Raw genomic sequence first — 20,207 nt, 5'->3', positions numbered from 1 at the left:
AGATCGGAGCTAGCCACCCGGAGTATACCAGATCGGCGATGTGTAGGCCCGCTCCTGCAATACCATCGGCACTTCCGGCGGCATGGTGACGCCGTAGTACTTCGCGTCGTAGTCGGTCCAGCGTGGTGTCGGAATTTCGAGGACGCGGCCATAGTAGAAGGCGCGCTGTCCCGGATCGAAGTCGGGATCCTTCCATACAGCGATGAGCTCTGGCGCGCCTATCGTGTTCGTCCACGTCGCATTCGGCACGTCGACTGTGCTACCAACCGGCGGCAGTTTGCCGTCTGCGCCGGGCTTGCGGTCGCCAGACCAGACGGCGTCATAGACCTTCTCATGAAGGGCCCCCGCCGCGTCCATCCAGCCCTTGACGATTTGGTAGCGGTCGAGGTTGGCCCCGATCGGGTCCTTTAGCGCGGCGATCAGGAAGGTCGGGACTTTGCCAGTCGGCGCCGGCGGAAGATCGCCACCCATCGCTACTCCCTTGGTGTAGCCGACGACCGCTGGGCTGCGCGCATTAGCGTCGGCATCAACGAAATCCCAACCTCCGAACAACCGAACCAGCATGCGCGGCCCGGTGGTGGCGTAGACCTCCTTGCGTTTCATCGCGTCGAAGATGGCTTGACGCGTGTTTTCTGCTGCCCAGACGGCGGCATACCCGCTCGAAACCACTTCCCAGCCCATGACCACTTTGTCGCCGAACTTGGCGAGGGGGTGGATAGCGCGCTCGGCGCTCGGTTCGTTCTGAGGCAGCTTGCCGAAGAAATTGTTCTCTTCGACCGCAGCGAGTGAGGTGTGAGAATCTGTCGATCCGATCATCCCGAATTTGTACGGGTTGACGCCGAGCTGTGCCTCGAGCTTCAGACCGTTCTTGAGGGCTGAGCGCGCGTATTCGAACTCAAGCATCTCAGGCGTCTTTGCAGCGCTCAGGTCGAGGTTTCCCATGTCCCACCGCTCGAACTTGGCGAACTCGTCATCCGGAGACAGGAATGGATGTGTCTCTCCATCGCCCTTCATCTGGGTAACTTCCATAAGTGGCTCCAGGCTTTCGCGTGTCCGGGCATATTCCGCGGTAAGCGGCTTTCCTCCGACCGGATTGATCAGCGGAAACATCAAGCCGTTCGACAGATTGCCGTTGTGCGGGATGGCGAGCACGCTGCCGCCGGTCTTCGTCTGGTAGTTTTGAAGAAACTTCCAGAGGTCTTCCGGATTGGCGCTGTCAACTGACGAGAATGGCAGGATCTGTTCCGTTTTTTCCGCGCCATCGCGGAAAATGACCACGCGATGGAGGTTGTTGCCATGTGTATTCGAGGACCATTCATAGCCTATCAGCGTCGTAAAGGTGCCGGGGTTATTGTATTTCTCGGCAACCTGAACATTCTTCTGCCAAACCGACCGCGTCAGCTCCTCCGAACGAAGCGCGGCCGGTAGAGGCTTTCCTTGCCCACCGACACTTGCCATTATTTCGTAATAGACGTTCATTGGTTGGTCGCCGCCGGCTGCGAGCATCTGGTTCCAGCGCTTCAGGTCAGGATCTTCCATCAGGGCGGGGTTCCCAGCCTTGATTTCGCCCATCGTGCCCATGTTCTCGGCATGATCGGATACGACCAGGAAATCGAGTGGCCGGCTCAGGCGGGCGTGCTGGCCGGTTGAAGAGATCACTTCCTCGCCGCGCGCGAATCGATAGGCCTCTTCCGGTCCGAGGACGTTGCCGAAGGAGATGGCATCGAATGATTGCGACGTGTGTAGATGGGTGTCGCCGAACAGAGGGCGGAGCGGGAACGTGTTGCCCGCGTATGGGGAGTAACCAGCCTTCGGGAAGAGAGCCTTGACCGTCGCAGGGCTGAGCGTCCCCTGGTCCATTGTTTCCTGGGCCAGCGCAGCGGAACTAAGCGTTGCGGTTGCGGCCAATAGTAACGCGGCCAAAGGCATCAACTTTCGCATGATCTCCTCCATATGAATGGCCGATGTGTTCGCCTCATTGATCTTCCTGTTGGTCGGCTTATTAAGCCATGCGTGAACAAGTCCCTCACAGAAGCATTGCGTCGAGCCTCTGGGCACACCAGAATGCGGCGACGATGCCGATCGCATATGCCGAGGTGACGGCCGCCCCGCTTGGGATCGTAAAGAGCCGCTGCACACAATAGACGGCGCTCAGCAGCACCGCGATGAACGCGAGTTGTCCGATTTCTACGCCAACGTTGAAGGCAAGTAGCGCCAGCGGGATAGCGGCCTGCGGAAGGCCGAGCTCCACCAGCGCCCCGGCAAAACCGAAGCCATGCAGCAGGCCGAAGGCAAAGGCCACCATCCACGGTCTCACGACCGCGACGCTGAGCTCGCCGCGCTCCATGCGCACTACTTCTGCCGCGACCATCACAATGCTAACCGCAATCATCGCCTCCACCGGCCGCGACGGCAGCGACACCCAGTGCAAGGTCGCCAAGGTGAGCGTGATCGAATGCGCGACCGTGAAGGCAGTGACAGTTTTCACCAACGTGCGCCAATCGCGCACAATCAGCATCAGGCCGGTGATGAAGAGCAGGTGATCGAAGCCAAAGGCGATGTGGTCGATGCCCTGACCAACATAGGTGGCGAAAACGCTCCCGGCGGTTTGTGAAATTGGGATTGCGGTAGACGGCTCGCTAGGCGTCAGCCGCGCCGTCCAGGCATTCCCGTTGGCGAAGGCGACGCGCACCAGCGCGTCGGTCATGGTATTCTGTAACCCGTCGATCATTATCGTCTGGCCTGCAAGCGGGTCGAGGGTGCGCAGCCGCCAGGTTTGCACCATTGCGTCCCCGGTCGGATGCGATACCATCGGCGTCACGGTCTCAATCCTGCCCGAGAACAGCGCCGCCAGATCGAGCCGTGCGTTCCCCTGCATCGGCGTCTTGAATAGCACGCTGAACTCGTTTGGCGCCTCTTCCTGGACGCTGAGATAGGCGGGGCGCACCTCGTGAGCAGAGCCGTATTGCGTAAGAAGTACTACGATGGCTGCCGTCAGTGTTAGCCGCCAGAGCCAGCTGAAGGGTAAAGCCCTGATGGCACGGGTCATTTTACAACCACGCTCGGCGCGGGCTTGGCTGCCAGCACGGCCGTCGTGCTGTCGTCCCGTTCCACCCCGTATTTCTTGCGCAGCTCGGCGAGGTATTCGCGGCTGAGTTCGCTTTGCTTCTGGCTGCGCCACTCGGCCAGAACTGAGTACTTAGCCGCCTCGAATGGCTTCGGCATTGTGGGAATGCGCCGGGAAACAAACACCAGGTGGAAGCCGTATCCGGACTTCACCGGGCCACGCCACGCGCCGGGGTCCAGCGCGAAGGCCTCCTGCGCGAAATCGGCTCCGAACATTCCCGACACCCCTAACTCGTCGGTGTCATCGAAGCTGTCGCCGAGCAGCAGTCGGTCGCCGATGCTCGCCTCGGCTTCGCCTTTCGTGTTCAGCTCGGCTAGCGTGGCCTTCGCATCGGCGGCCGCATCCTTGCGATGCTCCGGATCGAAATAGACCTGTCGGAACCAGAGCCGCCCTGGAGTCTCAAAACGGCCGATGTTGGCTGCATAGAACTGTCTTAGTTCCGCCTCGCTTGGTTCTGGCAGCTGCGCCGTGTCTTCGATTACGAACGTCAGCTTCTGCGCCAGCCGGCGGCGGATGATGGTGTCGTCCTCGCCAAGGCCCATCGCCTCTGCTTCGCGGGCCAAAAGCTTTTCCTTGAGAAGGGCATCGACCAAGCCTTTCAACTCGTCTGCCGTTGGCTCGCGTAGCCATTGGCTCGACCAGGTCTGCTTGAGCCAGCTAACGTCGCCTTCGCGGATACTCACCCGATCGATCCGGCCAATAGCCGCCCTCGTGTCGGCAATCCACGAGTAGCCGCCGAAGACAATCGCCCCGGCGACGGCAAAGTGGAGCAGTGGTTCCCTGAGCATCCGCATATGGACAACTCTGCAGCTAGCCCCGTCATCGGCCTGATCGGCGGGATTTCATTCCACCTATTTGGGCCAACATATCAGAAACGGGTGGCAAGTTCATCCCTATTCGCGACAACCGCCACAAGGATGAGCCCTATCGCTGCTTCAAGTTATGAGACTACCATTACTGGCCATACGACCAAGTTAGTAGGAAAAGTACGCCTCTCAAACTCGCAAAAGTGCGAGGAGAAGGATCTTCTCCATGTTGCATTCCATGTCGCGTGGAATCGCCGCGCGCTCTTGGGAACCGTTGAAAACCAAGGGAATTCCGTTGCAACATGATGCAACAAGAGAATTGATCATTCAAACGAAGAGCAACCCGCTTAGATCGTTGATTCTATAGTATATTTGACTGGTAGCGGAGGAGGGATTTGAACCCCCGACACAAGGATTATGATTCCTCTGCTCTGACCTACTGAGCTACTCCGCCACTGGTCAACGGTGCCGTTCGCAAGGCGGGCGGCCCGTGGGATGAGCGGCTTATAAGGTGCGGTTCGCCGTCATGTCAAGCGCATGATCAAGAAAATGCACAGCCCTGTTTTCATGCTGCAGCGGAGCTAGTGAGCAACGCCTTCAGCGAGGCTTCGGCCGCCGGTTCGCGTTCAGAGCGTTCGATGAAGCCGCCGCCGTAGACCCGGGCGTTGTCACCCGGCGCCGAGTAAAGGGCGCAGGCCTGGCCCGGTGCGACACCCGCCTCGCCGACAGCCAGATCGACGTAGATGCCGGTCGGATCGGCATGCAAAACAGCCGGCGTCGGCGCACGGGTGGAGCGCACCTTGGCGAAACAGGCAAACCCCTCGCCCGAAGTCGCCTGCGCCAGCTGATCGTCGCCCAGCCAGTTGACGTCGCGCAGATAGACGCGATGTGTTTCCAGCGCCTCCTTCGGACCGACGATGACACGGCGCGAACGAGCATCGAGGTAGACCACATAGAGCGGTTCGCCGGTGGCGACGCCAATGCCGCGGCGCTGGCCGATCGTATAGTGCAGGATGCCATCGTGTTGTCCAAGCACACGGCCGTCGAGGTGGACGATCTCTCCCGCCAACGCCGCATTCGGCTTCAGCTTGTTGATGATGTCAGTGTACTTGCCCTGCGGCACGAAGCAGATGTCCTGGCTGTCGGCCTTCTTGGCGACGACGAGGCCCATCTCTTCGGCGAGCTTGCGGGTTTCTGCCTTCGGCAGCCCGCCGAGTGGAAAGCGCAGGTAGTCGATCTGCTCCTGTGTCGTCGCAAACAGGAAATAGCTCTGGTCGCGGTCGGCATCGGCCGGGCGGTAGAGCGCGCGGCGGCCGGGACTGCAAGGCCCGGGATTCGGACGCGAGCGGATATAGTGGCCGGTCGCCAGCGCATCGGCGCCGAGTTCTTTGGCCGTCTCGAGAAGATCGGCGAACTTGACCGTTTGGTTGCAGGACACGCACGGGATCGGCGTTTCTCCGGCCACATAGCTTTCCATGAACGGGTTGATCACCGTATCGCGGAAGCGCTTCTCGTAGTCCAGAACATAGTGCGGAATGCCGAGCGTCTCGCAGACGCGACGCGCATCGTCGATATCCTGGCCGGCGCAGCAGGAGCCGGCGCGGTGGACGGCAGCGCCATGGTCGTAGAGCTGCAGCGTAATACCGAGAACGTCATAGCCCTGGCGCTTGAGAAGGCCAGCCACAACGGAGCTGTCGACGCCGCCGGACATGGCGACGACAACGCGTGTATCTTCCGGCTGCTTGTCAAAATCCAGTGTGTTCACGGGGTGCTGCCAATTCTAAAGCGTACCTTGATCCGCCTGCCATGCGCAGGTCCGGCGGATTTTCATCTCTGCCGGCGGGATCGGCCGCAGGCACTTTCGATGGCGACGATATAGAAAGGATTGGGCTCCGGCGCAAGAGGCGGGGGCTTTGGCGGCGACGGCATCGCCACGCGATCTCCCCCACGCGGCTTCCTCCACCGTAGTGTATATGCCGGCTTCACCCTGAGGAAATTGGCGCGCAGGAGAAAAGACAAGGTGCGCGAGTGCATCGTGCCAACCACATATCCCGTGGCCCGAATGAGAATTCCCCAGCATCACAGCTGGCGGGCCGCTCGAGGCGCGTTTTCCGACCCAGATGAATTTCGCGTGTTGGCCGTTGCGGGGCAATTTTACCTGGTGATGCGGAATCCTGTCGGCATCTCCGCGAGCGTGGTCCGTTGCGTCTCGACCCCGGAAACCGATGCACCGGTGGGCCCCCGCCTGAAGCGTTCGACCATAGCCTTGATCGCGGTATCGGCTCCCGCGATCAAGGCGACAACGGAGCCGTCCTCCTCGTTGCGAACCCAGCCTGTCAAACCGAGTTGCACCGCCTCGTCGCGCGTCCACACACGAAAACTGACGCCCTGTACCTTGCCCGTTATCCGCACCAGGACGGCCTCGTAGTCATCCGACATCGCTGCCTCCCATCAGGCTCGCACCTGCGATAAGATGGAACGCTCCGAGGCACCGGCAAGACCGCCGATTCTGTGCATGTTGACAGGATCGCGCCCCGTCGTCTGATGTCTGACCCATTCTCGGGTGGTGCGGGGACGGGGATATACGTGTAGCTTACGGTTACACACTTGCGTTCTTGCAATCCAGGCGCACCATTCCCTCATCAGAATTGGCGTTGGAGGAGAAATTTCATGAATATAACAAAGCGGGATTTCACGAAAGGATTGGTTCTGGCCGCGGGGTTTGCCGGGTTTGCCCCTGCCGTGGTCTTGGCGGGGGACGTCACCGCAGCGGAGGCACGCGCCATCACCAAGGAGGCCTATATCTACGGCTTCCCGATGGTTGACAGCTACCGCATTCAGCACGCGTATTTCGTCGACACCAAAAATCCCGAATACAAGGGTCCCTGGAACCAAATCATCAACACGCCGCGTGTCTATACTCCGGCGGACACGGCGATCCAGACGCCGAACTCGGACACGCCCTACTCGTGGCTGGGCCTGGACCTGCGCGCCGAACCAATTGTCCTGACGGTGCCGGAGATTGAAAAGGATCGTTATTTCAGCGTCCAGTTTATCGATGCTTACACCTTCAACTTCGCCTATATCGGCAGCCGCGCCACCGGCAATGACGGCGGCAGCTTCCTCGTCGCCGGGCCAGGCTGGAAAGGAAAGGCGCCAAAGGGGGTCAAGAAAGTGATCCGCTCGGAAACCGATTTCGCGTGGGCCGCCTACCGTACTCAGCTTTTCAATCCGGGCGATCTCGATAACGTCAAGAAAGTACAGGCCGGGTACAAGGCGGAGCCGCTGTCGAAATTCCTCGGCAAGCCTGCGCCGAAAGCCGCGCCCGCCGTCGAATTCGTCAAGCCGCTGGCCCCGGACGACGAGAAGACGTCGCCGGAGTTTTTCAACGTTCTCAATTTCATCCTGCAATACTGCCCGACCGACCCTTCCGAAATCAAACTGAGGAAACGCTTTGCCCAGATCGGGGTCGGTCCGGGACAGACTTTCGACGCAAGCAAGCTCTCTCCCGAAATGAGAGCCGCGATCGAGCAGGGAATGACAGACGCCTGGAGTGCTTTCGACACCTTGCGCAAAGACAAGATCGACACCGGGAAAGTCACCTCCGGCGATCTGTTCGGCACGCGGAGTTTTCTGAAGAACAACTACCTCTACCGCATGGCGGGCGCCAAGCTCGGCATCGGAGGCAATTCGAGGCAGGAGGCAATGTATCCCGTCTATGCCCTGGATGCCGATGGACAGAAGTTGGACGGTGCCAACCGCTACACCATCAAATTCGAGAGGGGGCAACTGCCGCCAGTCAACGCGTTCTGGTCACTGACCATGTACAGATTGCCCGAGAGTTTGCTCGTGGCCAATCCCATCGACCGCTATTTGCTCAACTCGCCGATGCTGCCGCAGTTCGTCAAGGACGCCGATGGCGGCATGACTTTCTATGTCCAGAACGAGTCACCGGGCAAGGATAAAGAGCCGAATTGGCTACCTGCGCCCAAGGGTCCTTTCACGGCAATCATGCGCCTTTACTGGCCGAAGAAAGCCGCCCTGAACGGAACGTGGAAGCAACCACCGATGAATCGGTCGACGTGAGGCCCCGATGCAAGCGCGCGGCGCATCGTGGACACCTCGGTTCGTCAGCGAACAGTGAGACAGGCAATCTAGCACATTTCGCGCCGGATGACGCTTTTGCCATCAGTCCTTTGGTGTGGTCTCGCGACGCTCGATCGCGGTCTTTCGGATGACATCCGCAATATCGGGATTGCTGCTGGACAGAACCTGAAAATCCACCGCGTAGAGCGACAGCAGCGAGACCTCCGTTACGGCGCTGACGGTCGCCGAGCGCGGTTCGCCCGTGATCAGCGCCATCTCACCGAAGAAGTTGCCGGCGCCGAGATCCACCGGGTTCGGCGTGGCGACGCTGACATGGCCCTCGACGATGAAGAACATCTGATCGCCGGCCTCGCCCCTGCGGCAGATGACGGTGCCGGCCGGCACGACGCGGGCCCTGAGCGCCCGCACGATCTCGACCAGCGCTGCCGAACCAAGCCGCTGGAAGAGCGGTACCGCCGCAACCAGCTGCCAGTTGCGAACGAAATCTTGCCGGCGAACTTCCTCATAGAAACCGGTAGCCAGGATGCCCGCCCACAGCGCGAAGATGCCGATGCCGCTCATCATCACCAGCCCGGCGACGACACGGCCCGCCAGGCTTTGCGGGATTTCGTCGCCATAACCGGTGGTCGACAGCGTCACCACCGCCCACCACATCGCCTGGGGGATGCTGCCGAAGCGGTCCGGCTGGACGTCGCGCTCGATCACATAGGCGGCAAGCGCGGCACCGAACAGAACGATGCCGAAGATCGAGGTGACGCCAACGAGGTTGCGCGCCTCGTTGCTTACCACCCGGCCCAGCAGCCGGATGAAGGTTGAATAGCGCAGGGGCTTCAGCAGCCAGAAGGCACAGTAGAGGCTCTGATCACGCCCGCCGACGAACATGAAAGCTGCCAAAGGGACCACGACGGCGAGCACATCCACGGTAATCGACGGTATTCTGTCGCGATAATCGACCGCCCGCGGCACGATCAGCGTTTCTGCCAGCTGCAGCAGATAGGCGGCCCAGATGCCGACGAGCAGAATCTCGAGATTGCTCCTGGTTCGGTCGGTCAGATCGGGTGTCGTCAGCGCGGCCACAGCAATGAGCCCGATGACCGCTAGCAACGTGCTCAGCGGCTCAGAAAACTTCCGGAAAGGCCGTGCCGACATTCAATCCTCCGAGCGGCCTGTCGCCCACCTAGAATAGATGCCTTCGGGCCAAGTGCAATGGGATCGCGAAACATCCGCGGAAGTCACTGATGCTTCACAACGAGGCTCGCGGCCTCATCTTCGAGCCCCCTCACGAAGCCCCCCAAAAAGGCTGCTTCGCGAGCCTAATCCTGCAAGCTCGGGTCGGAAAACAGCGTACCTTCGACCGCACCGAAGACAGATCTTACGGCGACCAGCAGCCATATCGCCGCGAGCGCGACAACGAGGGCGTTTCCGAAGAAGGCGATCGCTGCTACCGGAACCACTGTCGAAAGCCGGAGCGTCGCCAGCGCATAAACGCCGATCGGGAAGGTGTATGCCCACCAGCCGAGGTTGAATGGCAGTTCGTCCCTGAGGTAGCGCAGCGTCACAGCGAGCGCCATGCCAAGCCACCAGAGGCCGTAGGCCCACAGCAGTACGGCGCCGAAGAGCGATGTGCCGCTGATTGCCCCGGCGAGTGTGCCAAGCCCGTTTACCTCCAGCACGGCGCGCCCATTCATGGCAAACAGGATCAGCCCCAGCGCCCCGGTGCCGATCGGCCCCAGCGCCAGAAAAGCGGTTGCCGCCATGCCGGCGGGCGGCAACTTGTGCAGCGCCATGCGCAGGAAGAGGATCGTGAGAATGCCGAGTGCCAGCGGCACCGAGCAGGCCCAAAGCACGTAGCTTGCAAACAGCACGGTCATCTGCGCGGCCGCGCCGGCAATGTGGGGCAGCAGTAGCCCGCCGCTTGCAGCAGTCACCTCGCAGGCGACGATCGGAAGCAGCCATACGGCACTCATCTCATCGAAGGCATGCTCTTGGCGGGTGAACATCGCAAATGGAATGGCGAGACCCGCAAGCACCGCCAGACCGGCATCGGCCCACCAGAGATAGGCTGCGGCGGACGCGGCAGCGGCACCAAAGAGCGGAACGCCGAAAAGCACCATTCCGTTGATGATCGTTGCAAGCCCCATCGGAATGCAGCCGAAAAACATCGAGACGACAGGATGCTCGAAAGCGCGCAGTGCCTCACGCGGATGCAGCAGCCATTTTCCGGCGTAAAGAACGGTGAGCCCTGAAAAGAGCAGGATGTTTGCCAGCCAGAGCGCCTCGCCCGCCATGTGCAGCCCCGGCATCGCCGGGAATTGGCCAAGGCAGATGGCGAGAATGCCCGTGCCCATCGTGGCGGCGTACCAGTTCGGCGTGAACTGCCGGATGCGCTCGCGCCTGATGGACTGTCTGACGCCTGTCTTGGAAACTGAAAATGCGGTCATGACTGCGATCCCTCTTGAAGGCCTCACAGATACGCCCGCACATCAATCGGCTCCAACGAATTGTAATTCTCATTTCATTCGATAAAATCGAATGATTCAAACGCACGGATTCCCATGACGCTCGAACAGCTTCGCATATTCGCCGAGGTCGCAGCCCGGCAGCATATCACGCAGGCGGCAGCGCAGCTGAACATGACCCAATCGGCGGTCAGTGCCGCGATCGCCACGCTCGAGAGCCGCCATCGGGTGACGCTGTTTGATCGGGTCGGCCGCTCGATCGTCCTCAACGAGACCGGGCGCCTGTTCCTCAAGGAGGCGCAGGCCGTGCTCGCCAGCGCCAAGGCCGCTGAGGCTGCGCTGATGGATCTCTCCGGCCTGATGCACGGCGAACTTTCGATCATGGCGAGCCAGACTGTCGCCGGCTACTGGCTGGCGCCACGCCTTGCAGAGTACCGCAGGCTCTACCCCGGCATCGCCCTTGGCGTGCGGATCGGCAACACGCAGGAGGTGGCAGACGCCGTGGCCGAAGGCAGGGCGGAGATCGGCCTCATCGAGTGGCCCAACGAGCGCCGCAGCGTGTCGGCCCGAAATGTTGCAATCGACGAGATGATCGTCGTCGTCGCGGCCGGCCATTCCTGGGCGGACGGCCGGGCACGCGACGTTGCAGATTTTCCGCAAACGGCCTGGGTCCTGCGCGAGACCGGATCGGGAACGCGCCACGCGTTCGAAAGCCTGCTGCAAACCGCTGGGCTTGGGATGAGTGACCTCGACGTTCCGATGGCGCTGCCGGGCAACGAGACGGTGATCGGTCTCGTCGAGGCCGGTATCGGCGCGACGCTCATGTCCCGCGCAATCGTCGCACCACTTCTGAAGAGCGGCGCACTGGTCGAGGCAAACGTCGCGGTGCTACCGCGGCCGTTCTTTCTGCTCCGCCACGAGGAGCGCTACCGCAGCAAGGCGGCGGATGCCTTCGATGCGATCGTCTCAGCAACGGACGGCAGATAGCAACCGTGATGCTCCGCCATCGATCAACGCCTCGGCTTGCGCCTGTGGCATCGGTCTGCCGAGCAGGAAACCCTGCACTTCGCTGAAACCTTCAGCATGCAGCCTTTGCAGTTGCTCCTCGGTTTCAACACCTTCGGCAAGCGTCGTCGCGTTGAAACCGGACCCGATGCCGACAACGGCACGCACGATCGCGAGATTGCCGGGATCCGTCTCGATGCCGGCAACGAAACTGCGGTCGAGCTTGATCTTGTCGAAGGCGAAGGCGCGCAGGTAGCTGAAAGAGGAATAGCCCGTGCCGAAATCGTCGATGGCAATGCGGATGCCCAGTTCCTTCAGCGCCCGCAACAGCGGCAGGCTCTGCTCGACATCGGCGAGAAACACGGATTCGGTGATCTCGATTTCGAGCCGCCCCGGATGCAGGCCGCTCTCGTCGAGCGCAGACACGACGCTTGACAGCAGGCTGTTGTGACGGAACTGGCAGACCGAAAGGTTGACCGCGATCTTCAGATGCTTCGGCCATGCGGCCGCCGTGCGGCACGCTTCTCGCAGCACCCACTCGCCGATCGGCACGATCAGGCCTGTTTCCTCGGCGACCGGTATGAAGTCCATCGGCGGAATGAGCCCGCGTTGCGGATGACGCCAGCGGATAAGCGCTTCGAAGCCGCCCAGCCCATCATCTTCAAGTTGAATGATCGGCTGGTAATAAAGCTCGAACTGGTTCTTCTGGAGCGCGTCGCGCAGTTCGACAGTGAGCATGTGCCGGCGTTCGGCCTCAAGGCGCATTGTCGGCTCGTAGAATCGATAGGTCGAGCGCCCGCTTTCCTTTGCGGCATAGAGCGCCAGGTCCGCATGCCGCATCAGTACGTCGTCGTCGTCCGCATGGTCGGGTGCAATGGCAATACCGATGCTGCAGGTGACGTGTTCGTTCGCACCGTCGAGATTGAAGGGCGCGGACAAAGAACCGAGGAGGCGTTCAGCGAAGCGCTCGATGCCGCCGGCTTGATCGAGCCGTACCAGGAGCGCGAATTCGTCGCCGCCGAGGCGGGCGACGAGATCGCCCTCCCCCGCCAGCCGCGTCAGACGCGCGGCAACCTGACAGAGAAGCGCGTCGCCGGCGGCATGCCCCTTGCTGTCGTTGATGTGCTTGAAATGGTCGACGTCCAGATAGAGCAGTGCGATCGCAGTCTCCGCAGTGGCGATCTTCGCCGCGCGCTCGATGTGATCGGAAAAGAAGGCACGATTCGGCAGGCCCGTAAGGGCGTCGTGCATGGCCATATAGGCCAGCCGCGCCTCGACGGATCGCTCCTCGGTCACATCCTGGGAGATGCCGAGCAGATAGCGCGGCAGGTTGCCGTCCGGCGCCGGGAGGGCACGCTTCACCGTCCGCAGAATTCGTGACTCGCCATCCGGGCGGCGTATCGTCTCCTCGACACTGACCGTCGAGTTCGCTGCAAAGGCCTTCGTATCCTGCGCCCAGAAGATGGCGGCCTGCCTGTGGTCGAATAGGCCGAGATCGCTGTTGCCGACCACATCGACCGGATCGCGGCCGACGATGGTGCCGCATGCCTCGTTGAACAGGATATACCGACCCTCCTTCGCCATGTCCTTGACGAACACGCCGACCGGAAGATTGTCGACGATGCTGTCGAGCAGCGATCGCGTGTCGCTCACTTCGCGGTGCGCGGCGTTCACCTCGGTCCGGTCCTGAACGATCGCCAGAATGGCATCGCGCCCGTCGAAGCGCACCGCCCTGCCGTAGGTCAGAACTTCGAGCATCTCGCCACTGGCCTTGAGATGCGTCCAGCGCTCGGCCCTTTCCATGTCGGTCCGGCCGTGCACAGCATTTAGCATGCGTCGGCGTTCGTGGGCAGGGCGGATATCGAGCACGGTCATCCGTGCGTATTCCTGCAGAGAATAGCCGTAGAGATCGACCGCGGCGTTATTGACGATCAGGAAGCCCAGCGTATCCGGGTCGTAGACCCACATCGGCGACGGATGGGTGGCGAACAACGACTGAAAGTCATCGTTGGGAGTACCAATCGAAACAAATGCTTTCTCAATGCCGGTCATCGTCAAATCACATTAAATACGGGTGGCGGACCATACCGGTATAGTGAAAAAAACTAAATAAAATCAGAATCATAGCTCGCCCAATCTTTAGGCGGCAAGCCTCTATATTGTGCAAATCGAGCATTTCGTCCCCGGGTTGCAAACTTTTCGTGCTGTGGACCCTGCGTTCGACCGCACCCTTCAGTGATGCGAATGCGCGCATTGCCCGTGATCTGCCAGCACCTCGATCACCCGGCACTGATCGACACGGCCATGGCCGCAGCCCTCGACCATTGCCTCCAGCTCCACCTTCAGGGCCATCAGGCTTCGGATGCGCTGCTCCACTTCCGCCAGTCGCGCCTTGGCGATCGCATCGGCAGACGCGCAGGACTGGTGGGGATCGTCCTGCAGCGTCAGCAAGGTGCGGATTGCCTCCACGTCGAAGCCAAGCTCGCGGGCATGACGGATGAAGACCAGCCGGCGCAGATCGGAGGGTTCGTAGGACCGCTGGTTGCCCTCGCTGCGGCTTGGCTCCGCAAGCAGGCCGATGCTTTCGTAATAGCGGATCGTCGGCACCTTCACGCCGCTTTGGCGCGAAGCTGCACCGATCGTGATCTTTTTCATGATTTTCCTCTTGCACCTCTAGTCGCTAGAGGATGTAGGAAGGATGCTTCTGAATGACAAGGAAGCCAAGCATGGGTGAGACGGTCGAAAAGCGCTACAGGATCGACGGCATGGATTGCGCCGGCTGCGCGGCAAAGATCGACACGGCTGTGCGGCGGATGCCCGGCGTCGAAGATGTCTCGGTGTCGGCGACATCAGGCACGATGACGGTGCACCACGACGGCAGCAGCGACCTTGTCGCGATCGAAAAGAAGGTTACCGGCCTCGGCTATTCGGTGGCGCAGCTTGGCGGCGCGGCAAAGGCCGTCCACCATGCTTGCGAGACCCACGAGCACGAACTCGGCGCGTGCCAGCATGATCACGATCATCGCCACGGAACCGAACACGGGCACGGCCCCGACCAAGCGGACGAAACCTCCGAGATCGAAGGGCTGCATGGCCATGACTACGCTCCGATGGCCGGCCCGTGGTGGCGAAGCCGGAAGGGCCGCCTGACCATCCTCTCCGGCGCTGCGCTGATTGCGGCCTATGCAGTCGGCCATCTCGTGCCGTCGATCGCGACCTATGCCTTCATCGCCGCAATGCTGGTCGGGCTGATCCCGATCGCGCGGCGTGCCGTCATGGCAGCCCTTGCCGGGACGCCCTTCTCAATCGAAATGCTGATGACGATCGCAGCGGTCGGCGCAGTGATCATCAATGCCGGACAGGAAGCGGCGACCGTTGTCTTCCTCTTTCTGGTCGGCGAGCTCCTGGAGGGGGTGGCAGCAGGCAAGGCGCGCGCCAGCATACAGTCGCTGACGACACTGGTTCCGAAGATCGCGCTTCTCGAAGTGGACGGCGCGACGCAAGAGGTACCGGCCGAAAGCCTTGCCGTCGGCTCGACGATCCTCGTGCGTCCAGGCGACCGCATTTGCGCCGACGGTACCATTCTCTCGGGCGAGGGCTCGATCGATGAGGCACCGGTTACCGGCGAAAGCACGCCGGTGCGCAAAGGCCCAGGCGACAGGGTTTTCGCCGGCACGGTCAATAGCGACGCCGCGCTGCGCGTCAGCGTCACCGCCGCTGCGGCGGACAACACGATTGCCCGCGTCGTCAGGCTGGTCGAGGAGGCACAGGAATCGAAGGCTCCGACGGAGCGCTTCATCGACCGCTTTTCAAGATACTATACGCCGGGTGTCGTGGCCGTTGCCGCGCTGGTCGCCGTTCTGCCGCCGCTCCTGGCCGGTGGCGCCTGGGATCAATGGATATACAAGGGGCTCGCCATCCTCCTGATCGGCTGCCCCTGCGCGCTGGTGATCTCGACGCCTGCGGCAATCGCGGCGTCGCTTTCGGCAGGCGCTCGCCGCGGCCTGCTGCTGAAGGGCGGTGCAGTGTTGGAGAGGCTTGGCAAGATTAACGCCGTCGCGCTCGACAAGACCGGCACGCTGACGGAAGGCAGGCCGAAGGTGACCGATGTGCTGAGCTTCGGGCAGAGCCAAGCCGAGGTGCTGACACTAGCAGCGGCCCTCGAGACCGGCTCCAGCCACCCTCTGGCGCTTGCAATCCTGGCCAGGGCAGCGGCCGACGACATCCGCATTCCCTTGGCAACCGACGCCAAGGCGCTCGGCGGCAAGGGTGTCACGGGAATTGTCGAGGGAACGCCGGTCTTCTTCGGCTCCCCCAAGGCTGCCAGCGAACGCATTCCTCTGTCCCTCGAGCAGACCGCGCGGATCGCTGCGCTCAACGACGCGGGCAAGACCGTCTCCGTGCTGATCGTCGGCGATACGCTCGCGGGTGCCGTCGCCATGCGTGACGAACCGCGCGAGGACGCCAAATCCGGCCTTACGGCGTTGACCGACGCCGGCGTCAGGATCGTCATGCTGACCGGCGACAACCACCGGACGGCGAATGCGATCGGCGAAGAACTCGGCATCGAGGTTCGCTCGGAACTGATGCCGGAAGACAAGCAGCGGATCGTTGGAGAACTTCAGCGCCAGGGGCTGACGGTCGCCAAGGTCGGTGACGGCATCAATGACGCCCCTGCCCTGGCCGCAGCCGATGTCGGCATCGCCATGGGCGGCGGTACCGACGTTGCACTCGAAACCGCCGACGCTGCCGTCCTGCACGGCCGTGTCGGCGACATCGCGGCGATGATCTCCCTATCGAAGCGCACCATGCGCAACATCGCCCAGAACATCACCATCGCGCTCGGCCTCAAGGCGGTCTTCCTGGTGACAACGATTGCCGGCATCACCGGCCTGTGGCCGGCCATTCTTGCCGACACAGGAGCGACGGTGCTGGTGACCATCAACGCACTGCGGCTGCTGGCGCCACCGCGATAGGAACGCAACCGCTGGTACAGAATTATGGGGAACGACGGAACATACCGCTCGCCAAAGAGTTTTTATTTGGGAGGAGGACTAACATGACCAATGATTTCAACCGACCCAGTCCAGTGAACAACCCCTCGCCGAGGAGTTCGTCAAAGACAATGTGGATCGTCCTGGCTCTCGCCGTCGTGGCCGCGGCCCTCGCTGCGACCTACTGGCCGAGGTCGGAGCGCGCATCCACCGCGCCACGCACGACGGCTCCGGTAACCGAGCCTGCTACGCCGCCAGCCGCTACGCCGCCCGCAGCATCGCCGCCGGCTGCCACGACACCGCCAGCTGCAACACCCCCGGCAGCGGAGCCTCCGGCAGCGACGCCGCCAGCGGCAGCTCCCGCAACGCCAGCCGCTCCGGCGACACCGCAATAAAAGAGAAAGCCCGCCAGAAATGGCGGGCTTTCTCTTTGTCTGCTACTCCTGCTTTGCATCCGGCACCCAGACAGATGCCTTCGTCCCTTTCGGCTTCCGTCGCTCAGTTTGCGCCAGCCTTGAGGACGCGATGGGTGCTGGCATCAAGCGCTTTGCTGGCTTCCCTGCCATCCTTGGCCAGGCCGTTGGCCGTATTCGCGCAGGATGAAAGTGCCATAAGAGATGTGATTGCAATGGCGATTGCAAATCGTGTCATCAAAATCTCCGCGTTGATCTCCGAGGGAGGACCTCACACCCAAGACGATAGCTTTGCAGGGTGAACGGATCAACTGCGGGATTTTTGCGGCCGAACATTGAAAAACCCGGCGCAGTTTCCCGCGCCGAGTTTTTTATGCTTCCCTGGGAGGAAGTCTCAGTCGATAGCAAATACGAGCGGCTTGGCCTGCCGGATTGCCGGGTTCGCCGTTAATTTTCCGAGAACGTCGTCGCCGATCGGTCCGTCAACGTAAAGCAGCGCAATCGCATCGCCGCCCTGCTGGTCGCGACCGAGCTGGAAGTTGGCGATGTTCACGCCGGCGGTACCGAGCGTAGTGCCGATGAAGCCGATCATTCCGGGAACGTCGGTGTTGGTGATGTAGATCATGTGGCTGCCGACATCGGCGTCGAGGTTGATGCCCTTGATCTGGATGAAGCGCGGCTTGCCGTCGGAGAAAACGGTGCCGGCAACCGAGCGGGTCATCGATTCTGTCTTGACCGTCAGCTTGATGTATCCGTCGAAAACGCCAGTCTTGTCGCGCTTGACCTCGGAGAGCACGATGCCCTTTTCCTTGATCATGATTGGCGCCGAAACCATGTTGACGTCGGAGACCTGGGTGCGGATCAGACCGGCGAGCAGCGCGCTCGTCAGCGCCTTGGTGTTCATGCCGGCGGTGATGCCGTCATAGAGGATTTCGATCTCCTTGATCGGCTCTTCCGTGACCTGACCGACGAAGGCGCCGAGAACGTCGGCAAGCCTGATGAACGGCTTCAGGATCGGCGCTTCCTCAGCGGTGATCGACGGCATGTTGATGGCGTTGGAAACGGCACCCTTGACGAGATAGTCGGACATCTGCTCGGCAACCTGCAGGGCAACGTTTTCCTGCGCCTCCGAAGTCGACGCACCGAGATGCGGCGTGCAGACGACGTTCGGCAAGCCGAACAGCGGGCTTTCCTTGGCGGGCTCGACTTCGAACACGTCGAAGGCGGCACCGGCAACGTGGCCGGACTTGATCGCTTGCGCAAGCGCTGCCTCGTCAACGAGACCGCCACGGGCGCAGTTGATGATACGCACGCCGGGCTTGGTCTTGGCGAGGTTCTCGGCGTTGAGGATGCCGCGCGTCTTGTCCGTCATCGGCACGTGCAACGTGATGAAGTCGGCCTTGGCGAAAAGCTCGTCGAGCTCGACCTTGGTGACGCCCATCTCCTCGGCACGCTCCTTGGAAAGGAAAGGGTCATAGGCGACGACGTGCATCTTCAAGCCGATGGCGCGCGAGCAGACGATCGAGCCGATATTGCCCGCACCGATGACGCCGAGCGTCTTGCCGGTGATCTCGACACCCATGAATTTCGACTTTTCCCACTTGCCGGCCTGCGTCGAGGCATCTGCTGCGGGAAGCTGGCGCGCCACGGCGAACATCAGGGCGATGGCGTGTTCCGCCGTCGTGATCGAGTTGCCGAAGGGCGTGTTCATGACGATGATGCCGCGGCGCGAGGCAGCCGGGATATCGACATTGTCGACGCCGATTCCGGCGCGGCCGATGACCTTGAGGTTGGTCGCGGCAGCGATCAGCTTTTCCGTCGCCTTGGTGGCCGAGCGGATAGCGAGACCGTCATAATTGCCGATGATTTCAGCGAGTTTGTCCTTGTCCTTGCCGAGCTGCGGCTGGAAATCGACTTCGACGCCGCGATCGCGGAAGATCTGGACGGCGGTTTCCGACAATTCGTCGGATACGAGAACGCGAGGTGCCATTGGGGGCTTCCTTCAAAAGTGTTCAGCGATTGATGTAAAAGAGATGTGAGGCCCCGCCCGTCGGCGGAGCCGGATGCGATCTACTCAGGCGGCAGCCTGGGAGAGCGTTGCCTTCTGCGCCTCGAAAGCCCAGGAAAGCCAGGGCATCAGCTTCTGCATGTCAGCGGCTTCGATCGTCGCACCCGCCCAAATGCGCAGGCCGGACGGCGCGTCACGGTAATGGCCGATGTCGTAGGCGACACCCTCCTTGTCGAGCAGGCTGACTATGCCCTTGGCGAAATTCGCCTGGCCGTCGGCGTCGAGCGCCGCAACGTCCTTGTCGACAATCTTCAGGCAGACCGACGTATTCGAAGCGGTTTCCGGCTGCACCGCCAGATTGGCGATCCAATCGTTGGCGGCAACGAAATCGGCAATGACCTTGGCGTTGGCGTCAGCGCGGCCCATCAGGCCCTTGAGGCCTCCGACCTGCTTCGACCACTGCAGCGCATCGATGTAGTCCTCGACGCAGAGCATCGACGGCGTATTGATCGTCTCGCCGGTGAAGATGCCTTCGATCAGCTTGCCGCCAGAGGTCATGCGGAAGATCTTTGGCAGCGGCCAGGCCGGTGCGTAAGTGAGCAGGCGCTCGACGGCACGCGGCGAAAGGATGATGACACCATGTGCGCCCTCGCCGCCCAGAACCTTCTGCCAGGAGAAGGTGACGACATCAAGCTTGGCGAAATCGAGGTTCTGCGCGAAAGCGGCCGACGTGGCGTCGCAGATGGTCAGGCCCTTGCGGTCGGCAGGGATGAAATCGGCGTTCGGAACGCGGACACCCGAGGTGGTGCCGTTCCAGGTGAAGACGACGTCGCGGTCGAAATCGATGGTCGATAGATCGGGAAGCTCGCCGTAGCCTGCTTCGATTTTGCGGACGTCCTTCAGCTTCAGCTGCTTGACGACATCGGTGACCCAGCCTGCGCCAAAGCTTTCCCAGGCGACCATGTCGACGCCGCGCTCGCCGAGCAACGACCAGAGTGCCATTTCGACGGCGCCGGTGTCGGAGGCAGGAACGATGCCGATGCGGTAATCCGCCGGCACTTCCAGAATTTCACGGGTAAGATCAATGGCCTGCTTGAGCTTGGTCTTTCCGACTTTCGCGCGATGCGAACGGCCAAGCGGCGCGTCGGAAAGGGCTTCGAGCGACCAACCGGGGCGCTTCGAGCAAGGGCCAGAAGAAAAATGGGTGTTTTGCGGACGCACGTCCGGCTTTGCGGTCTTCGTCATCTGCTATCCTTCCAGATAGATAGCTCCTCGTTGGGGAGGAGTG

General features: G+C 61.6%; 16 protein-coding genes and 1 tRNA gene. 3 read left to right on the top strand and 14 right to left on the bottom strand.

Annotated elements, in window-relative coordinates:
* Positions 1–9: 9 nt before the first annotated feature.
* The 6 genes from AC1D2R_RS24525 to AC1D2R_RS24500 form a co-directional block, all read right to left on the bottom strand.
* The gene (locus AC1D2R_RS24525) at positions 10–1,941 is read right to left on the bottom strand and encodes a DUF3604 domain-containing protein (protein WP_477971371.1); all 1,932 of its coding nucleotides are present in this window, start codon (positions 1,939–1,941) and stop codon (positions 10–12) included.
* Between the two features lie 85 nt (positions 1,942–2,026).
* On the bottom strand, positions 2,027–3,049 hold the full coding sequence (locus AC1D2R_RS24520; protein ID WP_477971369.1) for a HupE/UreJ family protein: 1,023 nt from the start codon (positions 3,047–3,049) through the stop codon (positions 2,027–2,029).
* Positions 3,046–3,921: a peptidyl-prolyl cis-trans isomerase gene (locus tag AC1D2R_RS24515; protein WP_477971367.1), complete on the bottom strand. Its 876-nt coding sequence runs from the start codon at positions 3,919–3,921 to the stop codon at positions 3,046–3,048. Before AC1D2R_RS24515 ends, AC1D2R_RS24520 begins: the two co-directional genes overlap by 4 nt.
* A gap of 389 nt (positions 3,922–4,310) precedes the next feature.
* Positions 4,311–4,387, bottom strand: a tRNA-Met gene (locus AC1D2R_RS24510).
* 111 nt (positions 4,388–4,498) lie between these two features.
* On the bottom strand, positions 4,499–5,698 hold the full coding sequence (gene mnmA, locus AC1D2R_RS24505; protein WP_477971365.1) for a tRNA 2-thiouridine(34) synthase MnmA: 1,200 nt from the start codon (positions 5,696–5,698) through the stop codon (positions 4,499–4,501).
* A gap of 389 nt (positions 5,699–6,087) precedes the next feature.
* The gene (locus AC1D2R_RS24500) at positions 6,088–6,372 is read right to left on the bottom strand and encodes an acylphosphatase (protein WP_477971363.1); all 285 of its coding nucleotides are present in this window, start codon (positions 6,370–6,372) and stop codon (positions 6,088–6,090) included.
* Positions 6,373–6,603: 231 nt separating this feature from the next.
* Between AC1D2R_RS24500 and AC1D2R_RS24495 the strand changes: the two genes are divergently transcribed.
* Positions 6,604–8,019: a DUF1254 domain-containing protein gene (locus tag AC1D2R_RS24495; RefSeq protein WP_477971361.1), complete on the top strand. Its 1,416-nt coding sequence runs from the start codon at positions 6,604–6,606 to the stop codon at positions 8,017–8,019.
* 102 nt (positions 8,020–8,121) lie between these two features.
* On the opposite strand, the gene AC1D2R_RS24490 is transcribed toward AC1D2R_RS24495, so the two are convergent.
* Both AC1D2R_RS24490 and AC1D2R_RS24485 read right to left on the bottom strand, forming a co-directional pair.
* Positions 8,122–9,189 (bottom strand): cyclic nucleotide-gated ion channel, encoded by a 1,068-nt coding sequence (locus AC1D2R_RS24490; protein WP_477971359.1) that lies wholly within the window; start codon positions 9,187–9,189, stop codon positions 8,122–8,124.
* A 164-nt stretch (positions 9,190–9,353) separates the two neighbouring features.
* Positions 9,354–10,481: a TDT family transporter gene (locus AC1D2R_RS24485; protein ID WP_477971357.1), complete on the bottom strand. Its 1,128-nt coding sequence runs from the start codon at positions 10,479–10,481 to the stop codon at positions 9,354–9,356.
* 114 nt (positions 10,482–10,595) lie between these two features.
* Here AC1D2R_RS24485 and AC1D2R_RS24480 point away from each other — a divergent pair, with 114 nt between their 5' ends.
* Complete coding sequence (locus tag AC1D2R_RS24480) at positions 10,596–11,486, top strand: LysR family transcriptional regulator (RefSeq protein ID WP_477971355.1); 891 nt, start codon at positions 10,596–10,598, stop codon at positions 11,484–11,486.
* Here the strand turns inward: AC1D2R_RS24480 and AC1D2R_RS24475 are convergent.
* Positions 11,466–13,556, bottom strand: coding sequence for a putative bifunctional diguanylate cyclase/phosphodiesterase (locus AC1D2R_RS24475; protein ID WP_477971353.1), 2,091 nt, complete (start codon positions 13,554–13,556; stop codon positions 11,466–11,468). The genes AC1D2R_RS24480 and AC1D2R_RS24475 overlap by 21 nt on opposite strands.
* A gap of 180 nt (positions 13,557–13,736) precedes the next feature.
* The gene (locus AC1D2R_RS24470) at positions 13,737–14,159 is read right to left on the bottom strand and encodes a MerR family transcriptional regulator (RefSeq protein ID WP_477971351.1); all 423 of its coding nucleotides are present in this window, start codon (positions 14,157–14,159) and stop codon (positions 13,737–13,739) included.
* A 71-nt stretch (positions 14,160–14,230) separates the two neighbouring features.
* Here AC1D2R_RS24470 and AC1D2R_RS24465 point away from each other — a divergent pair, with 71 nt between their 5' ends.
* A complete protein-coding gene (locus tag AC1D2R_RS24465) occupies positions 14,231–16,480 on the top strand; it encodes a heavy metal translocating P-type ATPase (protein WP_477971349.1) in 2,250 nt (749 codons plus the stop codon).
* Between the two features lie 199 nt (positions 16,481–16,679).
* Here AC1D2R_RS24465 and AC1D2R_RS24460 read toward each other — a convergent pair whose 3' ends face one another.
* From AC1D2R_RS24460 to AC1D2R_RS24445, 4 genes are all read right to left on the bottom strand, one after another.
* Positions 16,680–16,952 carry a hypothetical protein gene (locus AC1D2R_RS24460; protein ID WP_477971347.1) on the bottom strand — a complete coding sequence of 91 codons (273 nt, stop codon included), beginning with the start codon at positions 16,950–16,952 and terminating at the stop codon, positions 16,680–16,682.
* A 44-nt stretch (positions 16,953–16,996) separates the two neighbouring features.
* Positions 16,997–17,149 carry an entericidin gene (locus AC1D2R_RS24455; protein ID WP_477971345.1) on the bottom strand — a complete coding sequence of 51 codons (153 nt, stop codon included), beginning with the start codon at positions 17,147–17,149 and terminating at the stop codon, positions 16,997–16,999.
* Between the two features lie 156 nt (positions 17,150–17,305).
* Positions 17,306–18,901 (bottom strand): phosphoglycerate dehydrogenase, encoded by a 1,596-nt coding sequence (gene serA, locus AC1D2R_RS24450; protein WP_477971343.1) that lies wholly within the window; start codon positions 18,899–18,901, stop codon positions 17,306–17,308.
* Positions 18,902–18,985: 84 nt separating this feature from the next.
* Entirely contained in the window at positions 18,986–20,164 is a 1,179-nt protein-coding gene (locus AC1D2R_RS24445) for a phosphoserine transaminase (RefSeq protein WP_477971341.1), read from the bottom strand.
* Positions 20,165–20,207 lie beyond the last annotated feature (43 nt).

The organism is Rhizobium sp. P1_C7 (genome assembly GCF_056406295.1).
The sequence above is the reverse complement of the archived record's forward strand: the minus strand, read 5'-3'. Positions and strand labels throughout refer to the sequence as shown.